This is a genomic window from Tsuneonella sp. HG222, assembly GCF_053819185.1.
In genome coordinates this window covers 790,383-815,768 of sequence record NZ_JBSOQZ010000001.1, presented here as the reverse complement: position 1 = coordinate 815,768, position 25,386 = coordinate 790,383, and the positions used below count along the sequence as shown (strand labels likewise).

Sequence of the window (25,386 nt, the reverse complement as noted above, 5' to 3'; positions counted from 1 at the left end):
GACGATTGCGCCCCTAACGCGGACGCGGATCGTCTCAAGTGCAATCACATGACATTCTGGTGACAATCGGCCACGCCGCAACGCAGTCGCGTCTGCCGCTCAAATTACACAGCGATTTCAATATTTTGCTGTGTTGCTGCAACGCAACACGCCGGGCAAAATGATTCCGCCAGCCGTTAGGCCAGGCCGATTTCCTTCAAGCGCTGCTGCAGGAAATCGTGCGCGGTGATCGGCGGCTGCGGCGAGTCGCCCGGCTCGATGCAGGATTCCAGCGGTTCGATCAGGAAGTCGGGCCGGAAGTGCAGGAAGAACGGCATCGAATAGCGGGCGCGGCGCGCCGCCTCGCCCTTCGGGTTGACCACGCGGTGCGTGGTCGAGCGCAGGCGCCCGTTGGTCAGCCGGTCCAGCATGTCGCCGATGTTGACCACCAGCGCGCCGTGCGGCGGATCGATCGCCAGCCACTCGCCCTGCCTGGTCAGCAGTTCGAGGCCCGCTTCCTCGGCCCCGAGCAGCAGCGTGATCGTGTTGATGTCCTCGTGCGCAGCGGCGCGCACGGCCCCTTCCTCGACCCCTTCGGGCAAGGCGGGATAGCGCAGCAGGCGCATGACGGAGTTGCCGTCCTTCACGGTCGGCACGAAGTAATCTTCCGCCAGGCCGAGGTGCAGCGCGATGGCCCGCAGGACCCGGTCGCCGGCCTGTTCGAAGGCGGCGTATACCTCTTCCATCGTCGCGCGGAATTCCGGCAGCTCGGCGGGCCAGACGTTGGGTGCCATCGTGCCGGCGAGGTCGTGCCCTTCGGGCAGGCTGCGGCCGACGTGCCAGAATTCCTTCAAATCGTGGACCTTGGCGTCCTTGGCGATTTCCTTGCCGAACGGGGTGTAGCCGCGCGCGCCGCCGCCGCCGGACACCTGGTATCCGCGCTTCACGCCTTCGGGCAGGTCGAACAGCGCCTTCTGCATGTCCTCGACCCGGCCGATCAGCTGGTCGGAAATGCCGTGGTTGCTGATGACAGCGAATCCGTATTCGGAAAAGGACCGGCCGAGTTCGTCGGCGAGTTCGCCAAGCGGGCGTTGCAGGTCGACGGGGGCGAGGGCGTTCATAGGTCTGGCTCTAGCTGACGATGAAGAGCCCGGCGAGCGCCGCGCTCATGAGGTTGGCAAGCGATCCGGCGGCAAGCGCGCGCAAGCCCAGCCGCGCGATGACCGGGCGCTGGTTGGGCGCCAGGCCGCCGGTGACCGCCAGCTGGATGGCGATCGAGGAGAAGTTGGCGAAGCCGCACAGGGCGAAGGTGATGATCGCCCGGCTGCGATCGCTCAGTGCACCCGGCTCGAGCGCGCCCAGATCGATAAACGCCACGAATTCGTTGAGCACGATCTTGGTGCCGAACAGCCCGCCCGCGACCTGCGCCTCGCTCCACGGAATGCCCAGCAGGAACATCACCGGCGAGAACAGCCAGCCGAGCAGGCCTTGGAACGACAGTTCGGGATAGCCGAACCAGCCGCCGATGCCGCCCAGGATGCCGTTGGCCAGCGCGACCAGCGCGACGAAGGCGAGCACCATGGCGCCGACGGCGACGGCCAGCTTCACGCCGGTCTGGGCGCCCTGCGCGGCAGCCTCGATCAGGTTGGCGGCCTTTTCATGCTCGGGCGTCGCCTCGGCAACAGCGACTTCGTGCGCCTTGCCGCCCTCGACGATAGCCGCCGGCCCTTCGGCGCTGATGCGCCCTTCGGGCAGCTCGATCTTCCCGGCTGGCGTGGCCACTGGCCCGTCGTCGGGCATGATGATCTTGGCCATGAGGATGCCGCCCGGCGCGCTCATCACCGCGGCGGCGAGAAGGTACGGCAGGTAGCTGTCGCCAAGCAGGCCGGCGTAGGCCGCGAGGATCGTGCCCGCGACGCCCGCCATGCCCACCGCCATCAGCGTGAACACCTGCGACGGCGCCAGCGCGGCGAGATAGGGCCGCACGACCAGCGGGCTTTCCGACTGGCCGACGAAGATGTTGGCCGCCGATCCCAGCGCCTCGACCCGGCTGACCCCGGTAACCCAGCCGATCGCCCCGCCGACCCAGCGGATGATGAGCTGCATGATGCCAAGGTAGTAGAGGATTGAGACGAGCGCGGCGAAGAAGATGATCACCGGCAACGCGCCGAGCGCGAAGCTGTTGGCCAGCGGATTGGCCTCGCTGGCGCCGAACAGGAACTCGGTCCCCGCGTTGGCATAGCCGAGCAGCGCGGAGACGCCGTTCGCCGCGCCCTGGATCGCAGCGCGGCCCCAAGGGGTCCACAGCACCAGGAAGGCGATGACCGCCTGCAACAGGAACGCCGGGCCGACGGTGCGCAGGCGAATGCCCCTGCGATTCGTCGACAACAGCAAGGCAATGGCCAGAATCGCGAGGATTCCCGCTACGTTGACGATCTTGGGGGTCATGGTTTCTGCCGTTACCACTCTTTCGCGCGCCCCCTTCCCCAAAGCGGGGGCGGAGGACAAGCCCTAACTGCCGGGCAAACATGTGGATGGCGCACTTTTCATCGCAAGCGAAGCGAAATAGCAGTGCGGGATGGACAACGCTCAAGCGCCGATCGCCCGCACCGCCATCCCCCGCCCGCTCTTCGTCCTCAGCCTGCTTTACGGCGGGATGACGGTCATCGCCGGGGTGCTCGGCTTCAAGCAGGTAGCGCTCGGCCCGTTGGCGGTGGAGGCGGGGATCTTCGCCTTTTTGATGCTGGTGGTGATCTCGAGCACGGTGGCGCAGCTTTATGGGCGCAGGGTGGCAGACCGCATCGTGCTGTTCGGCTTCCTGCCGCTCGCGGTGTCGGTCCTGCTGATCTTCCTCGTGCTGCAACTGCCGCCCTCGGCCGATATGCCGGCGGCGAACATCATCGCTTTCGAAACGGTGCTATCCTCGACCCCGCGGATCATGGCCGCCGGGCCGGTCGCCTACGGCGTTTCGCTGCTGCTGAACGTGTGGATTTTCGACGCACTGCGCGGCAAGGATGGCGGGACCGACCGTGGCGGCGGGATGTGGATGATGGCGCGCGGGGCGATCGCTTCGGCGCTGAGCCAGGTGGTCGACACGCTGATCTTCATCACTCTGGCATTCTACGGCCAGTTTCCGATCGGCAGCCTGCTGGTCGGCCAGATGCTGGCCAAGGTCGTGCTGTCGGTCATCCTCGTGCCGCCGCTGATCGCGCTGTTCGTGGGCCTGGCGCGGCGCCACGAGGCGCCGCTCGCCTGACCGGGGCCGGTCAGCGGCCGACCCCCTTGGCGTCGAGCCTGATCGAATAGATCGTGGCGGCGATGTTGCGCACCCCCTGCGGCGTGGCCCAGTTCTTTCCTTCGGGGGTGTTGGCGCCCAGCGTGCCGGCATAGAGCGTCCGCCCGTCGGCCCCGCCGATCGCTACGGTGATCGCCCGGCGCGGTACGGGGATCGCACCCAGTTGCCGGCCAGAGGGATCGAACACCACGATGCCCTGCCCCGCCGTGACGTAGAGCCGGCCCGACGCGTCGACCGCCAGCCCGTCGCCGCCGAAGCTGCCTTCGGGCTCGCCGGCGATCGTGGCGAAGCTGCGCTGCCCGCCGACCGATCCGTCGGGCGCGACCGCGAAGGCCAGGATTTCGGTCCGGTTGGTGACGTAGAGCGTTCGCCGGTCGGGGCTCAGCACCAGGCCGTTGGTGAACACACCGCCCTGCTGCGGATTGCCGGCCGCGACGATCGTGTCGACCTTGCCGTCGGCCCGCGCGCGAAACAGCCCGCCCTGCGTGTAGTAGGCCCCGCCGTGCCCGTCGGCCGCAAGGTCGTTGATCCGGCCGAGTGTCTTTCCGTCGGCCAGCTTGTCGGCCACCGTCTTGCGGACCGCGCCGAGCTGGACGATCTTCGAAGGAACGGTGCACTTGTCGCCCAGCCCCAGCCCGGGATCGGTGCACGAACGATCGGCCGCGAACATACTGCCGTCGGGCGCGATCGAGACCGAGCCGGCCCCGGCGACGAACGGATATTCGACCCACGAGCGCCCGTCGGGCCAGACCTTGTAGATCGAGTTCGACTGTTCCTGCGCGAAGAGGATCGAGCCGTCCTTCTGCGCGGCCATGCCATCGACGATCATCGGCCCTTCCCAGAAGGTCTTCCACTTGGCGCCCTTCTTGACCACGCCAGGAATGGCGGCGACCTTCACGCCGGCGGCCGGCGCGGGGCCGCTTTGCGCGGCGGCGGGGACGGCCAGCGCGAGCGCGATGCCGGCGATCCCGGCGGCCAGAATGTTCCTGCGCATCAAAGTCTCTCCCTCAGTCCTTCGGCGGTTCAATCGTGTTCGTATTGCCTTCGATGCCCGTGCGGTCGTTGTTCCAGTCGACCTGGATCATCCGGTCGAACGCGGTCTCGCGCACCAGCGCCATGTTGGCGACCCAAGGCTGCGCCAGGGTGACCGGGTCGATCACAGTCATGGTCATCAGCAACCGCTCCCCGTCGAGGCGAATGCGCTCGACGTAGCGGGCCTCCTCGCTGAACGGCGGGTTGCCCTGGAAGAACTCGTTGGGATTGGTGACCATGATGGTGTCGATCACCAGGGTATCGCCTTCCCAGTGACCAATCGAATTTCCGGTCAGGGTGGGCCACAGGTCGTCCAGCGGCGGGTGATCGCGCCCGTCGGCATAGATGTGCCGCACCTCGTTGTAGGCGTTGACGATCAGGACCTCTTCGGGGGTGATCAGGAATTGCACCGGGGTCGACGAGTTCATCATCAGCGGGAAGCCCCAGCCCATCCCCTTGCGCCCGCCCTGCCTCGCGGCGACTTCCGCCACGCGGCGCTTCCCCTCCTCGTTCCACGGGGCGTTGGAGTTCCAGATGGCGATGGTGTCGCTCGGTGGCGGGGTCTGCGATGTCCGGTTTTCGGCAACCCGGCCGATGCCGCTGATGGCCGTCCCGATCGAGCTTTCGCCGACCCAGTAACCGGGCCAGTAGGGCAGCCGGTCGAACGCGTCGCCCCGCGCAGCGGATGGTGCCGCCTCCTGCGCGCCGGCGGGCACGGACAGGGCGGCAACGGCCAGGGCCATCAGAAAGCTTCGCATAATTACCCCTCCCCCCGCGGCGGCCCGCGTCAGTCCTTCGGCGGCTCGATCGTGTTGACCCCGTCTTCCTGACCCGTGCGGTCGTTGGCGAAGTCCATCTGGATCATCCGGTCGTAGCCCGTCTCGCGAACGTGATTGATGACCTTGCGGAAGGGCTCGGTCAGCGTGACCGGATCCTCGACCGTCATCTCCATCGTCAGCTTGTCGCCGTCCAGCCGCAGCCGTTCGCGATAGATTGCCTGCTCGGAAAAGGTCGGGGCGCCATGAAAGAAGCTGTAGGGCATCTGCACCTGGACGGTCTCGACCACCAGGGTATCGCCTTCCCAATGACCGACCGAAGTTCCCCAGACGGTAGGCCACATGTCCTCCGCCGGGGGCAACTTGCGCCCGTCGGTGTAGATATGGCGCGTCTCGCCATAGGCGTTGACGATCAGCGTCTCCTCCGGGGTGATCATGACCTGGAACGGCGTGGCCGCGTCCATCATCATCGGATAGCCCCAGCCGGCAGCCTTGCGGCCCGGGCGGGTGCGCGCAGCCTCAGCCTGGCGTGCCAGCCCCTCGGCATTCCACGGCGCGTCACGGCCGTTGAGCCGCTCCACCGGGGGCGCGCCTTCGGGCCGATCGGGCGCCACTCCACTGATTTCGGTCCCTTCGGCGCTTTCGCTGATCCAGAAGCCGGGCCAATAGGGAAGCTTGGCGAACGCCTCGACCCGCTCGGCCGGCGAGAGCTGCTGCGCCGCAGCCGGAGATCCAATCGCAAGGGCGGCCAGCAGCGCCGCCGCAACGGCGCCGCGGATCACGTATTGGTCCCGATCTTCTTCCCGTCGGTGGTCGAAACGTCGCGCACCACGCCCCCCGGTTTGCCGTTACGCAGCGGATTGAGAGTGACCGCGATGTCCATCCCGGCCTTGAGCGAGGATGGGCGCCAGCCGCGCGCGTAAAGATACATCGGTGCGCCCATTTCCAGGCTGTATTCGACGTCCTGCCCCCGGGCGTCGGTCACCACGAGCTGGATGTAGGCGTGCGGGTTGGTCCATTGGAACTTGCGCACCTTGCCCTTGATCGTCACCTCCTTCTGAAGGTCGAACATGGCGAAGCTGTGGTGCGCCTCGGCCGCGGCGGCGATGCCCAGGGCACCCAACCCGGCGAAAACGGCAAATGCCGGCAAAAGCTTTTTCATCGATCCTGCTCCCGCCCCTTGGGGGCATGGCGATACTGGCACCGTGCGCGGCGCGAGTCATCCGCTGTTTTTGTTGCTTGCGCGGCTATTTTTGCCTGCGGCAAAATGTCCTGCCGCTGAATGCCGGCCGGTGCGCCCCCAAGGCAGGTCAGCGCTCGCCCCAGTCCTCGTTGGCCCGCGCGATCAGGTAATGGTGGACCTGCTCGGCCTGCTCTGGGGTCAGGATGTCGGCGAAGCTGGCCATGCCCTTGTCGGCGTAGATACCTTCGAGAACGATGGCGTTGAACCTGGCGTGGGTCTCGCGGCTCATGTGGCGCAGGTCCTTGACCCCGCCGATGGCGTTCTGCCCGTGGCACAGCGCGCAGGTATCGGCGAAGATCCGCGCCCCTTGCGCCACCTGGGCCTCGCTCGCGCGCAGCGGCGGCGGGTCCTGGATCGGCTCCTTGGCGGCAAGCGGGGGAAGCTGCTTCGTGCCGCCCAGCTTGAACACCAGCAGGCGGGCGGGTGCACGCGGAAGCTCGATACCGGCGCCGCGTTCGATCTGCGCCGCGCCGCCGCCCCAGCCGGCGTTGACGGCCACGTACTGGACGCCGTCGAGCATATAGGTGATCGCGCCCGCCACCGGGGCGCTCTGCGTCGGATACTCCCACAGCACCTTGCCGGTCCGGGCGTCAAAGGCGCTGAAGGTCTGCTTGGTGGTCCCCTCGAACACCAAGTCGCCTGCGGTGACCATCACCCCGCCGTTGCCATGGCGCGGCAGCGGGACCTGCCAGGCAATCTGCTGCTTCACCGGGTCCCAGGCGGTCAACATGGCCTTTTCCAGCTTGTTCGCTTCTTCCATCACCGCGGCGCGCTTCTTGGCCGCTTCGCCGGTGAAGCCGCCCCAGCCGCTGTTCGATCGCATCGGCTGCGGTTTCCAGCCGGGCTGCACGGCATAGGCGAAGGCCGATTGGTAAGCCGGGAAATAGGCCAGCCCCGTTCGCGGGCTGAACGCCATGGGGAACCAGTTGTGCGCCCCGCCCGGCCCCGGCGCCACCATCACCGGATCGGTCGCATAGCGCACCTTCTCGCTGGTGATGGGCCGGCCCTTGGCGTCGAAGCCCTCGTTCCAGTTCTGGAACACGTGCGCCTTGGCGCTGATGAATTCGCCCGTCGCGCGGTCGAGGACGTAGAAGAACCCGTTCTTCGGCGCCTGCATCAGCACCTTGCGCCGCTTGCCGTCGATCGTAAGGTCGGCGCTGATCATCGACTGGGTGCAGGTCCAGTCCCATTCCTCGCCCGGGTTCATCTGATAATGCCACGCGTAGCTGCCGTCCTTCCCGCGCAGCGCCACGATCGAGCAGACGAACAGGTTGTCGCCGCCATTCTCGGAGCGGTAGTACCGCGCATGGGGGACCGCGTTGCCGGTGCCGACGTAGACGAGGTCGAGCTCGGGATCGTAGGCGATCGAATCCCACGGGTTGGCGCCGCCGCCAAGCTCGCGCCACAGCCCGCCATCGGCCCAGGTCTTGCGCATCATGCCGTTGACCGGGTCGCTCGCCGCGCCGTCGGCCCGGTCTTCCGGGTTGGGCGTCAGGTAGAACTTCCACACCTCTTTACCGGTTTCGACGTCATAGGCCGACACGAAGCCGCGCACGCCCAGGTCGCCGCCCGACTGGCCGACCACGACCTTGTCGCCGAAGACGCGCGGGGCGCCGGTGATCGAGTAGGCGTAGCGCGTCTGTTCGGGGAAGGTCCGCGTCGTCCACAGCGGTTGGCCGGTCCGCCTGTCGAGCGCGATCAGCCGCCCGTCGAGCGTGGCGATGAAGACTGAACTGCCGCGCATGGCGAGCCCGCGCGACACCGGCTCGCAGCAGGCATAGCGGGCGTACTCGCGCGGCGTCTGCGGATCGTAGGTCCACAGTCTGGCGCCACTGCGCGCGTCGTAGGCGATGGTGATGTTGAACGGCAGCGTGTTGTAGAGCACGCCGTCGGCATAGATCGGCGTCGCCTCGACCCCGCGGAACGTGTCGTATTGGTCGAACCAGTCGAGACCGAGCTGCCCGATGTTGGCGGCGGTGATCTGGGTCAGCGGGCTGAAGCGCTGCGCGGTATAGTCGCGCCCGTCGCTCGGCCAGTCGCCGGCCTGCGGATTGGCCAGCCCGTCCGCGATGGGCGCGGCGGCCGGGCCCGGCGGCGCGCTGGCAGACGTGCAGGCGGCAAGCGCCAGGGCGAGAAGTGCGGCCAGCGCCCTCATGGCGTCAGTCCCGCGGCGGTTCGGCGATCGGCTGGGTGCCGTCGGCCAGGTGGCCCACGCGTTCCGCCTCAACCTGCTCGGGCGTGCCGGGCGGGCGGTGATAGACGCCGGCCGGCTGGGTACCGGTGGCGAAGGCCTTGCCGGTGACCGGGTTGGGATAGTGGAACGGCGGAATGTAGTAGGCCGGATAGGTCAGGTAGACCGTGGTCGGCGGCAGGTCGGGCGCGGGCTCGAACTTGTCGGGCCAGGTGTTGTTGAGCGCGTTTTTCCCCCAGCCCTCCCAACTGCTGTACATCGTGAACGGGCCGGTCAGGCGGCTGATACGCCACTTCCCGTCCTCGCCCTTGCGGTACTCGTTCTCGTACAGCGGCAGGCCCCAGCCGCCGTTGCTCATCACGAAGGCGCGGCTGCGGATCCAGCCGGTCTTCAGGTCGGCCGAGACGTCGGGGATCGGCTGGAACTGCATGTGGTTGGCGAGGATGCCCGGCTTGGCGCCGTCGGGGCCGAAGGCGGTCTGCATATATTCGAGCACGCGCGCCTTGCCGATGAACACGCCTTTGCCACCGATCTCCAGCGTGGCATCGTCGGTGAACAGTTCGCTGAGCTGGGTCCACTGGCTCTTGTCGACGAAATAGCCGTAAGTCCGCTGCACCCGCTCGATCTGGTTGAGGTCTTCCAGCCGCTCGATCCGGGCTTCCAGCGCGTCGAGCGAGGCGTCGGGCGACTGCCCGGCGGCGGGAACCGCGCCGAACGCTGCCAGGAACGGCGAAACTGCCAGAATATAGCGCTTCATTGACGCCTCGCCACATCGTCGGCCGGTTGCGGTAGATCATTCAGCGATTGCCCGGTGACCGGGTGCGGGAAGCTGAAGGGCGGGACGTAATTGCTCGGGAACGAACGATAGTTCTCGCTCGGCGGGGCGTCGGGCGGAAACAGCGCGCTCACGCCCTCGAGCGGCAGCGCCCCGCGCATGAACCCCGCGTCGTAATCCGCCATCGCCACCGGGTAGAAGTGCAGGCTGTCGATCTTCCAGCGGTTTCCTTCCTTCACGTAGGTATTCTCGTAAATCCCCACGCCCCAGACTCCGTTGTGGTTCGCCTCGCCCAGCATCACCATGCCCTGCCATCGCCCCGTCGCCGTCCGTCCGTCAGGCGCGACCTGCACGACGTTCTGCAACAGCATGTGATTGTTGAGTTTTCCCGGCGCCAGACCCTCCGGTCCGAACAGCAGCATCGCCCGTTCGATCCGCGCCTGCCCGCGATAGATCCCGCGCATCCCGTATTCGAAACTGCCGTTGCGGCTGAACAGCCCCGCCGCCTCGGACCACATGCCCTTGTCGAAATAATACCCGTACATCGCCTGCAGGTTCTCGATCGCCGACTGGTCCTCGAGCCGGGCGAGACGATTGGCGGCGCCTGTGATGCGCGTTCCCGAAGTGCTCAGGCGCACGGGGCCCGCCACCTGCCCGACCGTCGCCAGCGCCTGCTGGAACGGCGCGGTGCGAATCGCCGGGTACGGGGCATAGGTCGTGCTCGACGGACCATCGGGGGCGAAGTCCTGCGCGGCCTGGCTGCGGACCAGCCCCTGCCCCGCATCGAGCCGGGCCCAGCCCTTTTCGTACGGCGCCACGAAATTGACCCACAGGTGCATCGCGCGGATCCGCCAGACCCCGTCCGCGCCTTTCTCGTAGGTGTTCTCGAACACCCCGTCGCGCCACTCCGCGTGCTTCTTGTACTGACCCAGCATCCCCAGGTCGCGCCAGCGCGCGGTGGCGCTGCGGCCGTCCGCCGAAACCCGGATCGCCGGCTGGAGCGTGACCCATTCGTTGAGCTGGCCGTAGACGAGCCCTTCCTGCCCGCCGTGCAACCGCTTGAGATATTCGCGAATGCGCGCATTGCCGCGATAGACCCCGTCGAGACCCAGCTCGATCGTCCCGTCGGGCGCGAACAGGTCCGCAGCCTCACCCCATAGCCCGCGATCGACGTAGTATCCGAAGGCCCGCTGCAGCTTCTTGACCGCGCGCTCGCCTTCGAGCCGTTCGACCCGCGCACTCAGCGCGGCGACATCCTCGTCGACCCCGGCCATCGCCGGGGCAGGCACCAGCAGCGCCAGGGCGCACAATGCGGCCAGCAGTTTCATCGACGGCCCACCAGCGGAAACGCGCGGATGGTGAACGGGTCGGGGTTCCGGTCGCGCAGCGCCGGATCGATCAGGTAGCCTATCTTGCCCTCCACTACATACGCCGTGTCGCCCGCGACCGTGACACCGACCGGGCCGTTCAGCCCGGTGGCAACGTCGGACATGGTCGCGGTGTCGCCGGCGACCTCGATCAGCGCGACCCGGCCCGACTGACCTTCACCCTGGATGAACCGGTTGCCGCCGAGCGAACGCAGCCCGTCCGGCCCGCCGAGTTCGACCGGCAGCTTGATGGTCTGCAGGCCGGCATAGCTTCCGTCCGCCTTACGCAACACGCGCTGGAAAAGATTGGAGCGAACGTTGTTGATGTACAGCGTCCCGTCGCTGGCGAAGGCGAGCCCGTCGATCCCGACCAGCTCGGACCCCTTGGCGAACAGCTCGAGTTCGCGGGCGCGGGGCCGCAGCACGAAGATGCGCCCGCCCCCGGTCTCGCTGACCCACACCGCGCCGTCGGAGGCGACGGCGATATCGTTGCAGACGGCCGGGCCGTCGGCGGGAAAATCGTGGCGCGCGGCAAAATCGCCGCTCGCCAGGTCGAACTGCAGCAGCGAGGACGTGCCCGTCTCGCGCGCGAAGAGATTGGGGTTGTTGCACGCCCACAGCGCACGGCGCGCGCTATCGGCATAAACGCCGAACAGCGACTTCAGGCCGTTGCGGGCATTGGGAACGATCCACGGCTCCGCCGTGCGAGTGCCGGCCAGCGTGCGATAGATCGTGCCGCCGACGCTGGCGTTGTAGAGGTTGCCCGCGGCGTCGGATGTAATGCTCTCGGGGAACACCCGGCTGCCTGCGATGGTCACGTCACCCGCCGGTGTAGGGGCGATGTTGTACTTCACGCACCCGGCCGTCAGCGCCAGCGCGCCGACAATCGCCAATCTACCCGCAAGCCGCGACGCCACCCATGCTCTCCCTCGGCCCCCGGTTCAAAGCCGGGCATCATGATACTCGCGCAAGGCCGCATGAAAAGGCCCGCCCGCTGACTCAAATGGAAAAGCGGCTTGCCTGAATCGACGGCGCTTGCCCTGCCCTCGGCCGTGCGCCTCAGGAGCAGCGCCACTGGCCCGGCGGAATCCCGTGGCAGCGGCGAAACGCACGGGTGAAGTGGGCCGGATCCTCGTAGCCATTGGCAAAGGCGATCTGCGAGATCGACAGCCGCGCCTTGTGCGGATCGCGCAAATCGGCCGCCGCCTGCTCCATCCGCCGCCCCCACAGGAGGTTCGAGATGGAGCGGCCGAGTTCGTCCTGCATCAACTGGTCGAGGCGGCGCCGGCTGATCCCCTGGTCGCGCGCCACATCCTCGGCCGTGATCCCGGCAACCGAAAGGTTCAGCTCGATGAAGTCCGATGCGCGGCGCACCCGCCAGTCCGCGCTGTCGGGCAGCTTGGCGAAGCCTTCGGCCACGCCGAGCATCTGAATCACCGAGTTGACCACCGCGGCGCGCTGGATTTCGCCCAGATTGCCCGCGACCTCGCTGATCCGCAGCAGCACGTCGGTCAGCAGCCGGGTGCCGCAGTCCTGCGCCGGCATCACGGTGCCGAACAGGCGGTCGAGCCGCGGATAGCGCGCCAGTGCCGGAGCGCGCGGGAGACGCAGGAAGAGAATGGACGAGTAGTCGTGATTGACCAGGCCGAACCGCTCGCGCTCGTCGACCAGGCACATGTCGCCGGCCTGCAAGTCGACCGAGCAGCCGGCCTGGGTCAGCGTGGTGGTGCCGCACGACTGAACCATCAGGGAAACGTGCCGCCAATCCTCGTCATGCGCGCCGCCCGGCTCGTAGCGGACCGTGGCCGGAGCCGATTCGATGGCGCAGAGCTGCGCGCTGCCGAGCGCGACCTGGTCGATCTTGCCGCGCATGTTCGACTGGTTTCGAACTTCGACGCTCAGACCCGGGAAAAGCGAATTCGCCGCGCTGCGCCAAGCGGCCTGACGGGCCGCCTGTTCGTAGCGTTGCAGGTCGAAGGCATGCATTCCCACGGCAACCTCACTTCCAAAAGCGGCAAGCGGTTCGGCCAAGACGGTCAAAGTAACGTTCGATAGCTTTCTATACGATTCCGGGCACTTCCGACAAGGCACACAGCCGCTCGGAAAGAGAATGTGACATAAACGACGCGGCAAGGTGTCGAAGCACGCCGCCGCGCGATTGGGGAGGAATCGATGAGGCCCGTATTCAAGCTTGACGTGTGTCGCCTGCAGCCCTCGTTCGCGGTCCTTGCGGCGGCGTTGGCGCTGGCCACCCCGGCCGTGGCGCAGGACGCCCCGGCCAATCCCAACGACGATGCCGGGATCGACGGCGAGATCGTTGTGACCGCGCAGCTGCGCGAGCAGAACCTGCAGGACGTGCCGCTGTCCGTCACCGCCGTGACCGGCGAGATGCTGGAGCAGCGCAGCCAGACCACGCTGACCGACATTACCGCGCAGATGCCCAACCTGCTGCTGCAGAAGAACCCCGCCGGCCAGGGCAATTCGGTGCGGGTGTTCATCCGCGGCGTCGGCCAGTCGGACCAGAGTCCGTCGGTCGAACCCGGCGTCGGCACCTACATCGACGACATCTACTACGGCACCGTGCTGGGAAGCGCCTTCGACCTGAGCGATCTCGAGCGGATCGAGGTGCTGCGCGGGCCGCAGGGCACGCTGTCGGGCATGAACACGCTGGGCGGCGCGATCAAGATCTACTCGCGCAAGCCGACCGGGAGCGGCGGCTATGTCGAGGCGACGATCGGCAACTTCGGCCGGCGCGACGTGAAGGCCAGCGCCGATTTCACCCTGGTGCAAGATACCGTCTTCGCGCGCATCACCGGCGTGACCCGCAACCGTGACGGCCACGTCACGCGCTACGATTACGGCTGCCTCAACCCGACCGATCCCGACGTCGTCGCCGGCCGCCTGCCGCGCCTCGCCAGCACCGGCGATTGCCGTCTGGGCGAACTGGGCAACCAGCAGATGTACGGCATGCGCGGTTCGCTGCGCATCGCCCCGGTGGCGAGCCCGCTCGAGATCAACATCAGCGCGGACTATACCAAGGACAGTTCGGAGACCCAGGCCTCGGTCCTCATCGCCAGCGCTGAATCGGCCAACAAGGGATCGGCCGCCTACGTCAACCGCTCGGGCCTCTCGATCCCCTATCAGGGCGTCGCCTACGACGATCGCTTCGTCACCTACGGCGTCTATCGCCGCCCCACCGCGGTGCTCAACACGCCCTACGCCAGCTACGCCAACTTCTACGATCCGGGCGTGATGTATTCGGCGATCGGGGCGCCCCCGGGACCGCCGTCGGGCTATATCGCGGGCGCCAAGCTCGGGCCGTTCATCGCGCCTTCGGCCGGCGGGGCGGAAGCCTGGGGCGCCTCGGCGACGATCGACTACGCGTTGAGCGACAACCTCACGCTCAAGTCGATCACCGGCTACCGCCACATGTTCAGCGAAACCGGGTCGGACAACGACCACTCGCCGGTGGTCTTCATCCAGGACGATTCGGACTACTCGCACAAGCAGTTCAGCCAGGAGCTGCGCCTCGCCGGGCAGTTCCTGAACGACACCGTCGACGTGGTCCTGGGCGCTTATTATTACGACGCGGCCACGCGCTACAACGCGCGCATCCACACGCCGTTCTCCGGGTTCTGCCCGGCGGCGACGCCGTGCTTCTCGTTCATCAACGACGATACCGCCGACCTGCGCAGCTACGCCGGGTTCGCCAACGCCGCCTGGGCGGTGACCGACAGGCTGACGCTGGAAGGCGGCATCCGCCTGACTCACGAGAAGAAGGAATACACCTACAACCGGCTCAACCCCAACGGGGTCGGCGATTATCTGCCGCTGAGCAACCCGGGCAACCCGCTCACCGGCTTCGTCGGCGTCTACGAGGAAACGATCACCGATTACCGCGCGGTTGCGTCATACAAGGTGACCGACGACATCATGGTCTATGCCCAGTATTCGACCGGGTTCAAGGGTGGCGGCGTGGCCCCGCGGCCCTACGTCTACCAGCAGATCCGCCCGTTCGGCGCGGAGAAGCTGAAAGCCTACGAGGTCGGCTTCAAGGCCGACATCATGGGCCGCCTGCTGCGCCTCAACGGCTCTGCGTTCCAGATGGACTACACCGGCTACCAGGGCACGCCGAACATCTGCCTCGACCAGAACGACCAGCCATTGCCGGTCACCGCGGGCGGCGTCCCGGGCCTGTGCGGCCAATACCTGAACATCGGTGACGCACGGGTTCGCGGGTTCGAGCTGGAAGCGACGATCCGCCCGGTCGCCGGGTTCTCGATCGACGGCGCGATGAGCCTGACCGACTTCGAGTTCACGTCGATCAACTACCCGACGACGGCGATCATCGTGGGCGCCAAGCGGCCCGGGATCGGGGAGTTCAAGTGGAGCGTGGGCGCGCAGTACGAGGCCGACCTGGGCGCGAACATCGGTACGCTGACCCCGCGGATCGACGTGTCGTACATCCCGGGATATTGCGGCAACTTCGCCTGCGATCCGAACGTCAAGGTGGACAGCTACACGCTGGCCAATGCCCGCCTGACATATCGTTCGGCGGATGACGACTGGTCGGTGGCGCTGGAAGCGACCAACCTGTTCGACAAGTTCTATTTCCTCAACAAGTTCGCCACTTTCTACGTCAACGGCCAGCCCGGCCGTCCGCGCGAAGTGGCGGTGACGGTGCGCAAGAACTTCTGACCGCACGCGGGGCGGGGCCGCACAGCCGGCTCCGCCCCGCCTTCACAAAGCCCGCGAAAGCGGCGAAGCTGCACGCGAAGAGGGGAGCCGCGGGGAAGAGATGGGGACTGCGAAACTCGGGCGGGGGCTGCGTACGGCGGCATTGGCGCTGTGCCTGGCCGGCTGCGCGAGCGACGGCGGCGTGCCGGCCACGGGCACGCCCGCCACCCTGGTCGACGGCAAGACCATGCGCAATCTCGACGCGCCCGCCAACGTCGGCGACTGGCTCAGCTACAGCCGCGACTGGGGCGAACAGCGCTACAGCCCGCTCGACCAGATCAACGAACGGACCGTCGGCGACCTCGGGCTGGCGTGGTACGCCGATCTCGAGACCTACCGCGGCGTCCAGGCCAGTCCGCTGGTGATCGACGGGGTGCTCTACAACCAGTCGATCTACAACATCGTCACGGCCTATGACGGCGCTACCGGCCGCCATCTGTGGACCTACGATCCCAAGGTCGGCCCGGAATGGGCGCGCCTCGCCTGCTGCGGCCCCTCGGCCCGCGGGATCGCGGCGTGGAACGGCAAGATCATCCTCGCCACGCTCGACGGAAGGCTGATCGCCATCAGCGCCAAGGACGGCAGCGAGATGTGGTCGAGCCAGACCTTCCCGCCGGGGCAGGAATATTCGATCACCGGCGCGCCGCGGGTCTATGACGGCAAGGTCGTGATCGGCAACGGCGGGGCGGACTACGGGAGCCGCGGCTTCGTGACTGCCTGGGACGCGGAGACCGGCAAGCAGCTGTGGAAGTTCTACCTCGTCCCCGGCGATCCGGCGAAGGGCCCCGACGGCGAGGCCAGCGATTCCGCCATGACGATCGCCCAGCCGACTTGGTCGGGCCGTTTCTGGGAAAAGGCTGCCGGCGGCGGCGGCAACGCGTGGGACAGCTTCGCCTACGATCCAGAGCTCAACATGGTCTACATCGGCACGGGCAACGGGTCGCCGCACATGTGGCACTTCCGCAGCGAGGGCAAAGGCGACAACCTGTTCCTGTGTTCGATCGTGGCGGTCGATGCCACCACGGGCCAGTACAAGTGGCACTACCAGGAGGTGCCCGAGGAAGATTGGGACTACACCTGCACCCAGCCGATCGTGCTGGCCGACCTGAAGATCGACGGCCGCACGCGCAAGGTGGCGATGCACGCGCCCAAGAACGCGTTCTTCTATGTCATCGACCGGACCAACGGCGAGGTGATCAGCGGCAAGTCCTATACGTCGGTCAACACCTGGGCGAGCGGGCTCGACGCCAAGGGCCGCCCGATCCTGATGCCCGGCGCGCATAACACGACCACGCCGCACCTGATGAGCCCGAGCTGGATGGCCGGGCACACCTGGCACCCGATGAGCTACAGCCCGCGGACCGGCCTGGTCTATTTCGGCGCGCAGGAACAGGGCTCGGTCTATGCCCGGGCGGAGGACGGCAAGTACGTCTACCGCAAGGGGGCGAGCAATTCCGGCCAGCAGTACGGCAACCAGCCCGAACTGCGCGCCAGGCTCCAGGCGGAGGCGGTGGCGAGCGAGAAGGGCTACCTGCTGGCGTGGGATCCCAAGACCCAGACCGAACGCTGGCGGGTCGACTACGGCCTGCCGGGTTCGGGCGGCGCGCTTTCGACCGCCGGCAACATCGTGGTGCAGGGCACGATCAAGAAGACGGTAGCGATCTACCGCGCTACGGACGGCAAGCTGCTGTGGGAGATGCCGGTCGACCAGGCCGCCGTCGCCGGGCCGATCACCTACATGATCGACGGCGTGCAATACATTGCGCTCAACGCCGGGTGGGGCGGATCGCCGGTCTACAATCTCAACAAGGCCGGCCCATTCCGCACGGCCACGGCCAAGTTGCTGGTGTTCCGCCTGGGCGCAAAGGGGGTGACCCTTCCGCCGATGGCGCCCCCTTCGGCCCTACCGCCGCCGCCGCGGCTGACGGCGAACGAGGCGACGGTCGCGAAAGGGCGCCGTCTCTATCAGGAAACCTGCGTGCGCTGCCACGGCGAGGATGCGATTGGCGGGGTCAAGGACCTGCGCTTCATGACGCCCCAGACGCACGGGCTGTTCGCCGACATCGTGCTCAAGGGCATCTACCGCGAGAAGGGCATGGTCGGCTTCGCCGACGTGCTCTCGCCCGAGGACAGCGAGGCGATCCACCAGTACCTGATCGCGCGCGGCAACGAGGATTACGCCGATGCGGCGGCAAAATAGCGCTTTCCTGCAAGATTCGGATCATGCCACCGGAGGACAGATGACCCTAGTTTCACAAGCCCCTGGAATGCCCGGCCCGACCGAAAAAAGGCCGGCACCCCTGCGCTCGCTGCTGCGCCTCGTTCTTGGTGTGTGCTTCGTGTCACCTTTCGCGTTTTCCGCGTCGCCCGCTATGGCCCAGGCCGCCGGCGAGGACAGCGCGGTGGTCGCCCCGGCCTGCGACCGGGCGTGCCTGCTCGGCGCGCTCGGCCAGCACATGGCCGCGCTGCGAGCCAAGGATCCGACACGGATGCCGCTGGCCAAGGGCGTGCGGATTGCGGAGAACAACGTGCTCCTCGCGCCGGGCCAGGGCCTGTGGCGCACGCTGACCGATCTCGATGCCACCGGGCTCGAGGCGGCCGATCCGCTGACCGGCAATGCCGCGTGGTTCGGTTCCGCGCGCGAGAACGGCCAGCCGGTGATCCTTGCCGTGCGCATCCACGTCAATGCAGCGCGCCAGATCGACGAGATCGAAAGCGTCGTCCACCGCAAGACCGCCCTGCCCGCCCCCTTCGGCGACGTGACCAAGATGGTCCACGATCCCGAGTTCAACCAGATACTGCCGCCCGAGCAGCGCCGTCCGCGCGAGCGGATGATGAGCATCGCCGACGGCTATTTCAGCACGACCGAGCTCAACGACGGGCAGATCTTCACCGATTTCGCCAAGGACTGCAGCCGGCTGGAGAACGGCATCTCCACGACCGCGCCGACCCCGGGCAGCACGGGCGGCAACGCAGCCGCAATCGCCAGCGGATGCCGCGAGCAGTTCCTCCTCGGCATCTACAAGATCAACAAGCGCATCCGGCGCGACTTCTTCATCTTCGACGAGGAACGGGGCGTCGCGGTGGGCCGCGGATTCTTCGACCACGCGAACGAGTGGGACCGCTACCTCCTGACCAACGGCCGGGAGATGAAGACCGCGCTCAAGTGGCCGAACACGATCACCCTGCTCGAGGCTTTCCGCATTAAGGACGCCGAAATCCAGCGCATCGAGGCGGTGTTCACCTATGTCCCCTACTTCATGCACAACCCGTTCTGGGGCCCGGACTCGGCGCCCCCGGTCTACAAGCCGCAGCCCAGGTTCTGCGACGCCGCCTGCCTGACCGCGCAGGCCCGGTCGGTCATGGCCGGATATGTCGGCAACAACTGGCGCACGGTGAACTGGGCGCCCAAGGTCGGCTATGCCGAGAACTCGGTCGGCATCCGTGTCGGCGAAGGCATCTGGGCCGGGGTTTCGGCAATCGACAGCGCGCCGCTGATCGTGGCCGACCCGCAGACCGGCAAGTCCGTCTGGATCGGCCGCATCGAGGAACATGGCCAGCCGGCCTGGGCCGCGGTGACCACGAGCAGCGCCGGGCAGGCCGTGGGCGGCGTCGACGCGCTGATCCGGCGGAAGGAATACGGTCCCCCCTGGGCCGACCCGCAGACCGGCGGCGCGCCGCAGTTCGCCGAGCTTCCGGCCAAACAGCGCACGAAGCGCGCCGCGATGATCAAGGGCGCGGAACAGTGGTACACCGCGATCAACACCCGCAAGGGCACGCCCAGGGTGTTCGACCCTTCGTGCAAGCTGGCGCTCAACGGGATGACCCTGGCCGGATGCAGCGATGCGTTCGTCAACTTGCCGCCGATCGAACGCATCCGCGACCGCCAGGTCCTCGCCGTCGACGAGGCACGCGGGCTGGTGGTCTATCGCACGTTCGAGGATTTCCCCTCGGTCGGCACCGGCTACCCGCGCACCGACCAAGTGGTAGAAGTGTTCAGCTTTGCCGGCGGAAAGATGACGGGGGTGCACGCCTGGACGAGCGAGCTGCCCTACGGGATGAAGCCGCACGGCAGCGGGGACTAGACGAACTCGATCGGCTCCGCGCTGGCGCTGGCCCGCAGGGGAAGCGAGGCGACGATGTCCCCATCTGCCTGCACCTCGACATGCGCGGGCCCGTCGATGGAAAGTTCGGTGCAGACGAAACTGCGGTTGCCCGGCCGCAGCCCCGGATCGCGGTGCCGCACGAGGTCGGCCAGGAACCGCAGGTAATCGCGCCGCCGGGCGGTGCCCAGCGTCACCACGTGCAGCTTGCCGTCGGTCAGGCTGGCCTTGGGCGCGAAGCTGAAGGGTCCCGCGAAGAAGCGGCCCTTGGCGATATAGACCGCCTCACAGGCGATCGTCTGGCCGTCGGCCGTCACGGTCAGCGGATGGCGCTGCCAGTCGGCCAGCGCGCGCAGCATCGAGACGCCATAGGCTAGGCGCCCAAGCCGCCGCTTCAGGATCGGCGAGTACCCGCGGATGGCGGCGACCTCAGGCCCGGCACTGGCGCAGACGAGGAACATCTCGTCCGCCAGCGCCCCCGTGTAGTGCCGCCGCCGCTTGCCGGTGCCAAGGAACCGCTCCGCGAAACGCATCGGGTCGGGGTGATAGGCCGCCTCGCGAGCGACCAGGTTGATCGTGCCGAGCGGGTACTGCGCCAGCGGCGCCGCGTGGCCGCTCGCCCCCAGCGCCCTGGCGACGTGGCGCACCGTACCGTCACCCCCGGCCACGCACACATGGGTCGCCCGCCGGTCGATGGCGGGGGGATGATCGGCCGAAGCCTCGCTCTCGATAACGTCGGCACCGGCCGCCTCGAACGCCCGCACCAGCGCGGCGATCCGGCGCGGCGAATAGCTGCCCGACCGGGGATTGGCGAAAAGCTGCACGACCGCGTCCATCCTGGCCGCCCTAGCACCGGAACCTTACCGCCGGGTAGCGCGCGATAACGGGCGCTTAACCATCCCCCGGCATAAGGCACCCTCCTAAAGAGGCGTGAGCGATGGATGATCTGCTGGCCGACTTCGTGGCCGAAGCGCGCGACATGATGGAGGCCCTCTCGGGCGAGATCGTCGCCTGGGAAGGCGACCCGGCGGACAAGGCCCGGCTCGACGCGATCTTCCGCTTCGTCCACACGGTCAAGGGCAACTGCGGGTTCTTCGACTTCCCTCAGCTCGAGAAGCTGAGCCACGCCGCGGAGGATGCCCTGGCCGACTGCCGCGCCGGACGGCGCCGGGCGGATCAGGCCCTGGTGACCGCGGTACTCGCTGTGATCGACCGGATCGCCGAAATGGTCGACGCCATCGGCGCGGGCGAAGCCATTCCCGATGGCGACGACGCGGCGCTGATCGCCGCCCTATCCGAATGCAACGAAGCGACGGGCGCGGCCTTCCCGGCGGCGGGCGATGCGCAAACCGCCCGCGCCCGGCGCCAGGCTGCAGTTCCCCGCACCATCCGCCTGCCGGTCGACCTGCTGGACCGGGTGATGAGCGGCGTGTCGGACATGGCGGTTGCCCGCAACGACCTTGCCCGGCGGCTTGCCCAGTCGGGTGGCGAAACCGGGCTCGAAGCCCCCTTCAACCGCCTCTCGGCCATTCTCGCCGACCTGGGTGAAGCGATCACCCGCATCCGGATGCAGCAGATCGACACGCTGTTTGCCGGCTTCCCGCGCATGGTGCGCGATCTCAGTCATGAGCTCGGCAAACAGGTCATGGTCGAGGTCGAGAGCGGCGACGTCGAGATCGACCGCGAGATGATCGAGATCGTGCGCGACCCCATGGTCCACATCATCCGCAACGCGATCGACCACGGGATCGAGACCCCTTCGCAGCGCCAGGCGGTCGGCAAGCGCGAGATCGGCAGCCTCAGCATCACGGCCCGCCAGACGGGCAGCGAGATCCGCATCGGCATCGTCGACGACGGCCGGGGCATCGACACCGACAAGCTGGTCGCCAAGGCGATCGCCGCCGGTGCCGTCACGGCCGAGGAAGCCGCCGCGCTTACCCCGCGCGAACGCAACATGCTGATCTGCCTCCCGGGGCTGAGCACCGCCAAGGAAGTCACCGCGGTCTCGGGCCGCGGCGTGGGGATGGACGTGGTCCGCGCCAACATCGAGAAGATCGGCGGCTCGCTGGTCATCGATTCGACGCCCGGGTCCGGCACCCGGATGATGCTCAACATCCCTCTCACGCTGTCGATCGTTCCGTCGATCACCGTGGGATTGGCTGGAGGCGTGTTCGCCCTGCCGCGCTCCTACGTCGAGGAGATCGTCCGCACCACGGGCGAGGATATCGACGATACCGTCCTGGGCGGCCGCCGGTTCATCACCGTGCGCGGCCAGCGCCTGCCCTGCGTGGGCCTCGAGGAAGTGCTCGAGGTGGAAACGACCGTCCCGCGCGAGGAACGGCTCTACGTGCTCATCAAGCTGGTCGGCGGCGACGTGTTCGGCCTCGCGGTCGACGCGATCCACAATCACGAGGAACTGGTCGTCAAGCCCATCGCCCCGGTGCTGATGGCGTGCGGGTTGTACGTCGGCACGACGCAGCTCGACGACGGAAGCCCGATCCCGATGCTCGACATCGCCGGCGTGGCGCGGGCGGCGGGGATGATCAGCGAGGTCAAGGACAAGGGCCTGCGCCGCACGGGCGAGGTCGCGCGCGAAGCCGAGAAGGTGGTGAAGCCGGCCCTGCTTTTCGTCGGGTTCGACGAGCAGGAGCGCGCGGTGGAAATGGAAGCCGTCCGGCGGATCGAAAAGCTGCCGGTCGCCACCCTGCGGCTGGCGCCCGACGGCGACACGCTGGTTCTCGACGGCCGCATCGTGCCGCTGATCGGGCTGGCCGGGGAAAAGCCGTCGGGCGACCTCGCGCTGTTCCGCATCGGCGAAGGCCCGGGCGAAGTCGCCTACGCTTACAAGCGGATGATCGACCTTGTCGACTTCGACCCGCTCGGCGTCGCCTCTGCCGATGGCCGCAGGCTTGCGCTGATCGGCGGCCGGCCGGTCGAGTTGCTGGACGAAAAGGCCATCCTGGCGAACGCGGCCCTCTCGCCGTCGGGAGAGATCGCATGATCGACCGGTCGCTGCTCATCGTCACCATCGCCGGCGAACAGGCCGCGCTCGATTCCGCGCTGATCCAGTCCGTGGTCGAGCTGGAATCGATCACCCCGGTGCCCCGCGCGCCAGCGCACGTTGCCGGGCTTGCTGCCCTTCGCAGCCGGGCCATGACCGTGATCGACTGCCGCCGCTCGCTCGAACTGGCACCGGCGCAATTCGACACAGCCGCGGACATTCTGGCGGTCGTCGTCGAAATCGAGGAATATCTCTACGCCCTGATCGTCGATGGGGTGGAGGAAGTGGTCGCCTTCGAAGGCACGCCCACGGCGATCCGCGCCAACCTGCTGCCCGGCTGGGCCCGCGCGGCGACAGGCGTGGTTGAGACTGCCATCGGCCCCGCCTTGCTGCTCGATCCGACGGAACTCGTCTCGGGCCCGCAACGCAGGGCCGCGGCGTAAGCCTATTCTTTACCTCCCGGGCCTAGGTTGGGAGGTGAAAAGATTACTCAAGGTCGTAACCCTATGAAAAGCTGCCTGATCGTCGATGATTCGCGTGTGATCCGCAAGGTGTCCCGTCATATCGTCGAGACCCTCGGCTTTCTGGTGGACGAAGCGGCCGACGGGCAGGAAGCCCTCGCCAAGTGCGACGGCAAGATGCCCGACGTGATCCTGCTCGACTGGAACATGCCGGTGATGACGGGCATCGAGTTCCTCGGCAAACTGCGCGAGCGCCCGGGCGGCAACCAGCCCAAGGTCGTGTTCTGCACCACCGAGAACGATGTCGCTCACATCCGCGAAGCGATCGACGCCGGGGCCGACGAATACGTGATGAAGCCGTTCGATCACGATACGTTGCAGATCAAGCTGCAGCTCGTCGGCGCCGCCTAAGGGCGCGGCAATGACCCTCGCCTCGACGATCGGCATGCCGGGCGCCAATCGCCCGTCGCAGCGCGGTCGTCCCATCCGCGTCCTGGTGGTGGACGATTCCCTCATCGTGCGCGCGGCGTTCTCCCGCCTGGTGGAGCGCGAGGCGGACCTTGCCCTTGCAGGTTCGGCCGCGACTGCGGAAGACGCGCTGCGGACCCTGTCCGGCGAACACGTCGACGTTATCCTGCTCGATCTCGAAATGCCCGGCATCGGCGGGCTCGGCGCCCTGCCCAGGATGATCGAACGGGCGCGCGAGGCCAAGATCCTCGTCGTCTCCAGCTTTACCGCCGACGGCGCGGAGGCGACCGTCGAGGCGCTTGCGCTGGGCGCGGCCGACACGTTGCAGAAGCCGTCGGGCGGATTCGACCAGGTCTATCGCGAGAAACTGCTGGCCAAGGTTCGCGCGCTCGGGGGCCGCTCGCCGCTTCGCCAGGGTATGGCCCAAGGCAGCGAGCCGGGCGCTGCCTTGCGTTCCGCATCGCGCCGCAGGGCGGAGGTGGTGGCGCTCGGCTCCTCGACCGGGGGCATCCACGCCCTCGGGCAATTCTTCGGCGCGCTTCCCTCGCGCCCGGGTGTGCCCATCCTCGTCACGCAGCACCTGCCCGCTTCGTTCATCCAGGCCTTCTCGCACCAGCTTCACGAAGTGTCAGGCATGCCGACGCTGAAGGCCGAGGATGGGATGCGTCTGCAGCCCGACCACATCTTCGTTGCACCCGGCGATGCCCATATGCTCGTCGAGCGCAGGGCCGGCGAAAGCGTGATCGCGCTCGACCGGCGCCCTTCGCCGAGCGGCTGCATGCCCTCGGTCGACCCGATGTTCGCCTCGCTCGCCCGGACCTATGGCCCCGCCGCGCTGGGCGTCGTGCTGACGGGAATGGGCCGCGACGGCACGCAAGGCGCGCGCGATCTGGCCGACGCCGGCGGCACCTTGCTGGTCCAGGACGAGGTGAGCTCCGCAGTCTGGGGCATGCCCGGTTCGGTCGCCAAGGCGGGCCTCGCCTCGGCCATTCTTCACCCTGTCGATCTGGCCGCCCGGGTCGGTGCCGCAGCAAGAGCGGGGAGCGCATGATGGACCCCGACGACCTTGCCATTTCGATCATCGCTGGCTTGCTGGAGGCGCGGACCGGCCAGCGCCTGACCGAGGACCGCAAGTGGCGCATCGCGCCCGCGCTTGCCGGCCTTTTCCGCGATCGCGGCATCGCCAGCAATCAGGACCTCGTCGTGCTGCTCACCCAGCCCGACGAAAGCAGCCTGGCGCAGGAAGTGGTCGAGGCCCTGCTCAACAACGAAACCTACTTCTTCCGCGACCGGCAGGTCTTCAGCTACCTCGCCGACGCGCTGCTTCCACAGCTTGCTGCCGAGCGGGCGCGGACCAAGCGCCTGTCGATCTGGTCCGTGGGCTGTTCGAGCGGCCAGGAAACGCTGAGCCTGGCCATGATGTTCGCCGAACAGGCCGCGCGCTGGGACGGATGGACGATCGAGATCCTCGGCACCGACGTGTCGTCCGGGATAGTCGATTTTGCCCGCAAGGCGACCTATTCGAACTTCCAGATCCAGCGCGGCTTGGGCGTCGCGCAGATGCTCGCCAATTTCACCGAGACCGCCGACGGATGGCGCGCTAGCCAGGAACTGCGCGACCGGGTGCGCTACGAAGTGCACAACATCCTCCACCCCGCGCCCTACCCCGGCCGTTTCGACCTTATCCTGTGCCGCAACGTGCTGCTTTATTTCGACGCCCAGGTGCGCGAGCGGGCGTTCGGCCGGCTGAGCGAGGCGCTGGCCGAAGACGGCCGGCTGGTCCTGGGCGGCGGCGAGACGGTGCTGGGCCGCGGCGGTTTCTTCGTGCCCGACGAGGAGCGCCAGGCGATCTATCGTCATGCAGGCCAGGGCGAGCAACGGACTCGCGCGACCGCTGCGTGAAACAGGGTAAATGTCGGGTTTAAGCTTCCGTAACCCTTTGCGCCTATCCCGCAGCG

At 67.6% G+C, this 25,386-nt stretch carries 21 protein-coding genes; 9 read left to right on the top strand and 12 right to left on the bottom strand.

The annotated features are described in order from the left end of the window. Nucleotides 1-176: 176 nt before the first annotated feature. Nucleotides 177-1,100 carry an isopenicillin N synthase family dioxygenase gene (locus tag ACWPMZ_RS04060; protein WP_455702730.1) on the bottom strand — a complete coding sequence of 308 codons (924 nt, stop codon included), beginning with the start codon at nt 1,098-1,100 and terminating at the stop codon, nt 177-179. A gap of 10 nt (nt 1,101-1,110) precedes the next feature. Further along, the gene (locus ACWPMZ_RS04055) at nt 1,111-2,427 is read right to left on the bottom strand and encodes a NupC/NupG family nucleoside CNT transporter (protein ID WP_455702729.1); all 1,317 of its coding nucleotides are present in this window, start codon (nt 2,425-2,427) and stop codon (nt 1,111-1,113) included. A 130-nt stretch (nt 2,428-2,557) separates the two neighbouring features. On the opposite strand from ACWPMZ_RS04055, the gene ACWPMZ_RS04050 reads away from it, so the two are divergent. Then, the gene (locus ACWPMZ_RS04050) at nt 2,558-3,235 is read left to right on the top strand and encodes a queuosine precursor transporter (RefSeq protein WP_455702728.1); all 678 of its coding nucleotides are present in this window, start codon (nt 2,558-2,560) and stop codon (nt 3,233-3,235) included. A gap of 10 nt (nt 3,236-3,245) precedes the next feature. On the opposite strand, the gene ACWPMZ_RS04045 is transcribed toward ACWPMZ_RS04050, so the two are convergent. The 9 genes from ACWPMZ_RS04045 to ACWPMZ_RS04005 all read right to left on the bottom strand — a co-directional run bounded on the left by ACWPMZ_RS04045 (nt 3,246) and on the right by ACWPMZ_RS04005 (nt 12,644). After that, on the bottom strand, nt 3,246-4,268 hold the full coding sequence (locus tag ACWPMZ_RS04045) for an SMP-30/gluconolactonase/LRE family protein (protein ID WP_455702727.1): 1,023 nt from the start codon (nt 4,266-4,268) through the stop codon (nt 3,246-3,248). Nucleotides 4,269-4,281: 13 nt separating this feature from the next. Continuing rightward, entirely contained in the window at nt 4,282-5,064 is a 783-nt protein-coding gene (locus ACWPMZ_RS04040) for a hypothetical protein (protein ID WP_455702726.1), read from the bottom strand. A 29-nt stretch (nt 5,065-5,093) separates the two neighbouring features. Then, on the bottom strand, nt 5,094-5,864 hold the full coding sequence (locus ACWPMZ_RS04035; protein ID WP_455702725.1) for a hypothetical protein: 771 nt from the start codon (nt 5,862-5,864) through the stop codon (nt 5,094-5,096). Then, a complete protein-coding gene (locus ACWPMZ_RS04030; RefSeq protein ID WP_455702724.1) occupies nt 5,861-6,244 on the bottom strand; it encodes a DUF6152 family protein in 384 nt (127 codons plus the stop codon). The genes ACWPMZ_RS04035 and ACWPMZ_RS04030 overlap by 4 nt, the downstream gene beginning before the upstream one ends. A 148-nt stretch (nt 6,245-6,392) precedes the next feature. Continuing rightward, complete coding sequence (locus ACWPMZ_RS04025) at nt 6,393-8,480, bottom strand: PQQ-dependent dehydrogenase, methanol/ethanol family (RefSeq protein WP_455702723.1); 2,088 nt, start codon at nt 8,478-8,480, stop codon at nt 6,393-6,395. 4 nt (nt 8,481-8,484) lie between these two features. Next, nucleotides 8,485-9,273, bottom strand: a complete 789-nt coding sequence (locus ACWPMZ_RS04020; protein WP_455702722.1) for a nuclear transport factor 2 family protein — start codon at nt 9,271-9,273, stop codon at nt 8,485-8,487. Next, nucleotides 9,270-10,619: a nuclear transport factor 2 family protein gene (locus ACWPMZ_RS04015; RefSeq protein ID WP_455702721.1), complete on the bottom strand. Its 1,350-nt coding sequence runs from the start codon at nt 10,617-10,619 to the stop codon at nt 9,270-9,272. The genes ACWPMZ_RS04020 and ACWPMZ_RS04015 overlap by 4 nt, the downstream gene beginning before the upstream one ends. Beyond that, complete coding sequence (locus tag ACWPMZ_RS04010) at nt 10,616-11,575, bottom strand: hypothetical protein (RefSeq protein WP_455702720.1); 960 nt, start codon at nt 11,573-11,575, stop codon at nt 10,616-10,618. The genes ACWPMZ_RS04015 and ACWPMZ_RS04010 overlap by 4 nt, the downstream gene beginning before the upstream one ends. A 142-nt stretch (nt 11,576-11,717) precedes the next feature. Further along, nucleotides 11,718-12,644 carry a helix-turn-helix domain-containing protein gene (locus ACWPMZ_RS04005; protein WP_455704159.1) on the bottom strand — a complete coding sequence of 309 codons (927 nt, stop codon included), beginning with the start codon at nt 12,642-12,644 and terminating at the stop codon, nt 11,718-11,720. 186 nt (nt 12,645-12,830) lie between these two features. On the opposite strand from ACWPMZ_RS04005, the gene ACWPMZ_RS04000 reads away from it, so the two are divergent. The 3 genes from ACWPMZ_RS04000 (at nt 12,831) to ACWPMZ_RS03990 (ending at nt 19,480) form a co-directional block, all read left to right on the top strand. Then, on the top strand, nt 12,831-15,356 hold the full coding sequence (locus ACWPMZ_RS04000; RefSeq protein ID WP_455702719.1) for a TonB-dependent receptor: 2,526 nt from the start codon (nt 12,831-12,833) through the stop codon (nt 15,354-15,356). A 100-nt stretch (nt 15,357-15,456) separates the two neighbouring features. Beyond that, nucleotides 15,457-17,595: a PQQ-dependent dehydrogenase, methanol/ethanol family gene (locus ACWPMZ_RS03995; RefSeq protein WP_455702718.1), complete on the top strand. Its 2,139-nt coding sequence runs from the start codon at nt 15,457-15,459 to the stop codon at nt 17,593-17,595. 172 nt (nt 17,596-17,767) lie between these two features. Then, nucleotides 17,768-19,480: a hypothetical protein gene (locus tag ACWPMZ_RS03990; RefSeq protein WP_455702717.1), complete on the top strand. Its 1,713-nt coding sequence runs from the start codon at nt 17,768-17,770 to the stop codon at nt 19,478-19,480. On the opposite strand, the gene ACWPMZ_RS03985 is transcribed toward ACWPMZ_RS03990, so the two are convergent. Further along, nucleotides 19,477-20,334, bottom strand: coding sequence for a diacylglycerol/lipid kinase family protein (locus ACWPMZ_RS03985; RefSeq protein ID WP_455702716.1), 858 nt, complete (start codon nt 20,332-20,334; stop codon nt 19,477-19,479). The genes ACWPMZ_RS03990 and ACWPMZ_RS03985 overlap by 4 nt on opposite strands. 101 nt (nt 20,335-20,435) lie before the next feature. On the opposite strand from ACWPMZ_RS03985, the gene ACWPMZ_RS03980 reads away from it, so the two are divergent. From ACWPMZ_RS03980 to ACWPMZ_RS03960, 5 genes are all read left to right on the top strand, one after another. Next, a complete protein-coding gene (locus tag ACWPMZ_RS03980) occupies nt 20,436-22,499 on the top strand; it encodes a chemotaxis protein CheA (RefSeq protein WP_455702715.1) in 2,064 nt (687 codons plus the stop codon). Continuing rightward, nucleotides 22,496-22,942, top strand: a complete 447-nt coding sequence (locus ACWPMZ_RS03975; RefSeq protein WP_455702714.1) for a chemotaxis protein CheW — start codon at nt 22,496-22,498, stop codon at nt 22,940-22,942. Before ACWPMZ_RS03980 ends, ACWPMZ_RS03975 begins: the two co-directional genes overlap by 4 nt. A gap of 63 nt (nt 22,943-23,005) precedes the next feature. Further along, nucleotides 23,006-23,371, top strand: a complete 366-nt coding sequence (locus tag ACWPMZ_RS03970) for a response regulator (protein WP_455702713.1) — start codon at nt 23,006-23,008, stop codon at nt 23,369-23,371. Nucleotides 23,372-23,381: 10 nt separating this feature from the next. Next, the gene (gene cheB / locus ACWPMZ_RS03965; protein WP_455702712.1) at nt 23,382-24,479 is read left to right on the top strand and encodes a chemotaxis-specific protein-glutamate methyltransferase CheB; all 1,098 of its coding nucleotides are present in this window, start codon (nt 23,382-23,384) and stop codon (nt 24,477-24,479) included. Then, nucleotides 24,476-25,330, top strand: a complete 855-nt coding sequence (locus ACWPMZ_RS03960) for a CheR family methyltransferase (RefSeq protein ID WP_455702711.1) — start codon at nt 24,476-24,478, stop codon at nt 25,328-25,330. Before cheB ends, ACWPMZ_RS03960 begins: the two co-directional genes overlap by 4 nt. The last annotated feature ends 56 nt before the right edge of the window (nt 25,331-25,386 follow it).